The sequence below is a fragment of the Desulfonatronospira sp. genome, from assembly GCA_003563255.1.
Taxonomy (GTDB): Bacteria; Desulfobacterota; Desulfovibrionia; order Desulfovibrionales; family Desulfonatronovibrionaceae; genus Desulfonatronospira.
On record PWSL01000147.1, the window covers coordinates 1 to 4274 of the forward strand.

3 protein-coding genes are annotated in these 4274 nt (G+C 55.4%); 2 read left to right on the forward strand and 1 reads right to left on the reverse strand.

Translation table 11 applies throughout. From position 1 onward, the window contains the following. Nucleotides 1-282: 282 nt before the first annotated feature. Nucleotides 283-630: a HEPN domain-containing protein gene (locus QZP87_RS04145; RefSeq protein ID WP_291321657.1), complete on the forward strand. Its 348-nt coding sequence runs from the start codon at nt 283-285 to the stop codon at nt 628-630. Continuing rightward, a complete protein-coding gene (locus QZP87_RS04150) occupies nt 609-950 on the forward strand; it encodes a nucleotidyltransferase domain-containing protein (protein ID WP_291321658.1) in 342 nt (113 codons plus the stop codon). The genes QZP87_RS04145 and QZP87_RS04150 overlap by 22 nt, the downstream gene beginning before the upstream one ends. A gap of 191 nt (nt 951-1141) precedes the next feature. Here the strand turns inward: QZP87_RS04150 and QZP87_RS04155 are convergent. Next, nucleotides 1142-4274, reverse strand: a 3133-nt coding sequence (locus QZP87_RS04155; protein WP_291321659.1) for an efflux RND transporter permease subunit, incomplete at its 5' end; no start/stop codon positions are given.

Consider the following 4274-nt stretch of genomic DNA (forward strand, 5'->3'; position numbering starts at 1 on the left):
AAAAAGATGTTGTCGAGGGGACTGTCCCAATTGGGATAAAAGCAAAATTTTTTCTTGGGTTGCGGGTATAGCCCGCGTTGGAGGATATTTATAACCATCTGTCAATATTTAATGTTTGATAGAAAAGTTTAGTAATTCTTTTTTGTCAAATTTGATATACTTTTTGGATGTGACGTCGCTCACTGAACATTGACAAGCATGTCACTTTGTACTTAACTATAATTAAGAATATGAAGGGACATAATCAGGAATATGGATATAAACAGACAAGTGGAATTCTGGATGCAAAGTTCCCAAGAGGACCTGGAAGTGGCTGAACAATTGTTGCATTCCGGAAAAATCAGGCATGGTCTCTTTTTTTTACATCTGGCACTGGAAAAAGCTTTGAAAGCGCATGTTTGCAATAAGACCATGGATATTGCTCCCAGAACGCATAACCTTGTCAGACTTGCTGAGCTGGCTGATCTAAAGCTGGCACAGCAACAGAGATGGGTCCTGGCTGACATGAACCCCTACAACCTGGAAGGTCGATATCCCCATATTTTAAGCCCTATACCGGATAAACAAGAAGTACTGAGGCTTCTTTGTAAATCAAAGGAAACAATACAATGGTTGAAAAGGAAATTGTAAATATTGTCAAGGAATATATTCAAAGGCTTACCTACAGTGGAGTAAGGGTCACTAAAGCTGTGATTTTCGGTTCTTTTGCCGGCAATAAACAGGTTGATCAATTCAGCGATATTGATGTTATGATTATATCACCATATTTTGATTCAGCATACACCAGAGAGGATATTAACAACCTGTGGCGACTGGCTGCCGAGGTTGACAGCCGCATCGAGCCTGTACCTGTGGGGGAGGCTCAATGGCAGGAAGACAACAGCAGTCACCTGATTGAAGTGGCCCGTCGTGAAGGCTTTGCTGTGGACCTTGACCATAGCCTGGCATAGACCTTGGATTAAAGTAACCATTAAGAGGGTCCTCGGTGTTGATTAATAGCAGAAGGCCAGGGGACTGTCCTCCGCTAAGTAATGATTATGCAGGTGCACGAAATTTCGCGTCTGCACTTTTGTATTAGTGCAGCAAAAGTGTCGTGGGGACTGTCCCATTGGCCGGCACCTGCCCCCTGAATGGATACGGATTAAAGAACGTCGGCTTTTTGGTGATAAGTCTTATCGTCTTTACGGGCGATGAAGGAATACATTACCGGGACCAGGACCAGGGTGACCAGAGTGGAGCTGGCCAGCCCGCCTATGATGGCCCGGGCCATGGGGGCCTGGGCCTCGCCGCCTTCTCCGGCCCCGATGGCCAGGGGGGTCAGGGCGAAGATGGTGGTCAGGGCGGTCATGAGAATGGGCCTGAGTCTCCTGCGTCCGGCCTCCCGGATGGCGGACTGCATGAGCATGCCGTCCCTGCGGCGCAGCAGGTTGGTCTGGGCCACCAGCAGGATGGCGTTGTTCACCAGGATGCCCACCAGCATGATGCACCCTATGTAGGACTGGATATTGAAGGTGGTGTTGGTGAGAAAAAGCATCAGGCAGACGCCGATGATGGCCATGGGTACGGCGAACATGACTATCAAAGGGTCGCGCAGGGACTCGTAGAGGCAGGCCAGGACCATGTACACCAGCACCAGGGCCAGGATAAGCCCCAGTCCCAGTTCTCCAAAGGCCTCCTGCTGTTCTTCGTAGTCCCCGCCGAAACCGATGCTGAAGCCCTGGGGAATGGGCATGAGCTCCAGCTGTCTTCGAATATCGCGCACAACCTCTCCCAGGCTGGTGTCTGCAAAGTCAGCCGAGACAGTAACAATCCTTTCCTGGTCCTTTCTCTCGATATTCATGGGTCCGGTGCCCGGGCGTACGTCCACCAGGTTGCGCAGGGCAATGCCGGTGTCTCCCAGTCCGGCCACTGTTGTGTCCAGGATTTCATCAAGGGGCATGAATTCCGCGTCCTTGAGCTTGACCCGGATGGAATATTCCTCTCCCCGGTCCCGGAAGTAGCCTGCAGTGGAGCCTGAAAGCACGGTGCGCAGGGCTTCACCGGCCTGGGATACGCTTACTCCCATGCTTTCGGCCCGGGCCCGGTCAACAATAATCACTTCTTCCGGGGCCTCGGTTTCGCGGCTAATACTGGCATCGCTTATGCCGGGCACAGCTTCCACCAGTTCCTGAACTCTCTGGGACAGGGCCGCAGAGGTGTCTAAGTCATGTCCCCGGATTTCCACCTCCACCCGGTCGCCATCGGATGCGCCCAGGCGCAGGATAAACAGCCCGCCGCCGGCCCTGGTCCTTATCTGCGCTCCGGGAATCCGGTTCAGCTCGCGGCGCAGGTCATTTGCAATCTCCTGGCTGGAGCGGTCTCTTTTACTTTCCTCCACTAAGCTTATACGGACTTCCCCCAGGTGGGAGCCGGAAAAGCGCCAGCCCACACCGCCCAGATAGGAAATGACGTTTTCAGCCTCTGGTACCTGGCGCTTGACGATTTCCTCCACCTGCAAAGCGGCCCTGTCCAGGACTTCCAGCCTGGAGCCCACATCCATTTCTATATTTATGCGCACCTCCCCCTCATCGGTTTCAGGCATCATCTCAGTTCCGATGTAGGGCACCAGGGCCAGGCTGGAGATTAGAAGCAGCACGGCGGTCAGGATGGTCAGGGCCCTGTGCCTGAGGCAGGTGTCCAGCAGGGACTGATAACTGGATTCAAGGCTGCCGAAAAAGCGCTTAGATACTGCATTTATGCCGCCGACTGTGCCTGTAGATCCCCCGGCGCAGCTCATGGGGCCCAGGCACCTGGAGTAGAGCATGGGCACCAGAAGCAGGGCCACAGCCAGGGAGCAAAGCAGGGAAAAGCCCACCACATAGGCCAGCTGGGTAAACATGACCCCGGCCATGCCCCTGATAAATATTATGGGCAGAAATACGGCCATGGTGGTCAAAGTACTGGCGGTGATGGCTGCTGCCACCTCTCCGGCCCCGGAGACCGAGGCCTGGGGCGGTGGGGAGCCGCCTTCGCGCTTACGGTGGATGTTTTCCAGAACCACTATGGAGTTGTCCACCAGCAGCCCCGCCCCCAGGGCCAGTCCCCCCAGGGTCATGAGGTTTATGGTGAACCCTCCGAAATATATTATGATAAAGGTGGCCACGATGGAGATGGGAATGGCTGCGGCCACGATGGCCGTGCCCCGCAGGCTGCGCAGGAAAAAGAGCAGCACCAGCACGGCAAAAAAGCTGCCGTAGAGCAGGGTTCCGGCCACGTTGGTGATGGACCTCTGGATGTAGCTGGAAGTGTCGATAATGGGGGAAATGCCCAGCTGGGGGAACTCACGGTTGATGCGCTCCACTTCTTCCAGGACCTGGCCGGCCACTTCCACGGTATTGGCCCCGGACTGCTTGTTGATGGTCAGCCTGATGCCCGGTTCTCCATTGACCCTGACCAAGCGGGTTATGCGCTCCCAGGAGTCCTGGACGTCGGCGATGTCACCCAGCCTGATGGTGGACCCGTCTCTCTGGGCAATGACTGTTCCTGAGAGTTCCTGCAGGTCGGTGAATTCTCCCAGGATGCGCACGGTGGTCTCATGCTGATCCTCTTCGCGCACTCCTGCCGGGAAGTTCAGGTTGGCCTCACGGATACGCCGGTTTATTTCCTCTAAGGAAAGGTCCAGGGCCTGGATCTTGCCCGGCAGCAGGTCTACATGGATTTCGCGTTCCAGGCCTCCACGGATTTCCAAGGCGGCCACCCCGGGGACCCGTTCTATCCTGTGGCGTACCTCGTCCTCGATGAGCTGTCGGGCCTCTATGGGGTCCAGGCGGCTGGAGGCCCCCAGGATAAGTATGGGAAAACTGGCCAGGTCGAATTTGCGCAGAAAGGGCCGGTCGGCATCAGTGGGCAGGTTCGGGGCGACCCGGTCCAGGCGGTCGCGCAGGTCATTGGCGGCTGCATCCAGGTCCGTTCCCCAGGCAAAGCTGACCCGGATATCGCTTAAGCCCTCAACAGAGCGGGAATACATCTCGTCCACCCCGGGCACGGCGCTGAAAGCCCGTTCCAGGGGCCTGGTAATGAGGTTTTCAACCTCCTGCGGTCCGGCATGTTCATAGCTGGTGCGCACGCTGATGGTGGGGTAGGTGATGTCCGGCATGAGGTCAATGGCCACTCTGGACAGGGAGACCAGGCCAAGAAGCACAACTATCAATGTGGCCATGGTCACCAGGACCGGGCGGGAGACTGCGAAAGAGGAGAGTTTGTTCATTACTGGCTTTGTCGGTAAATCTGTTATC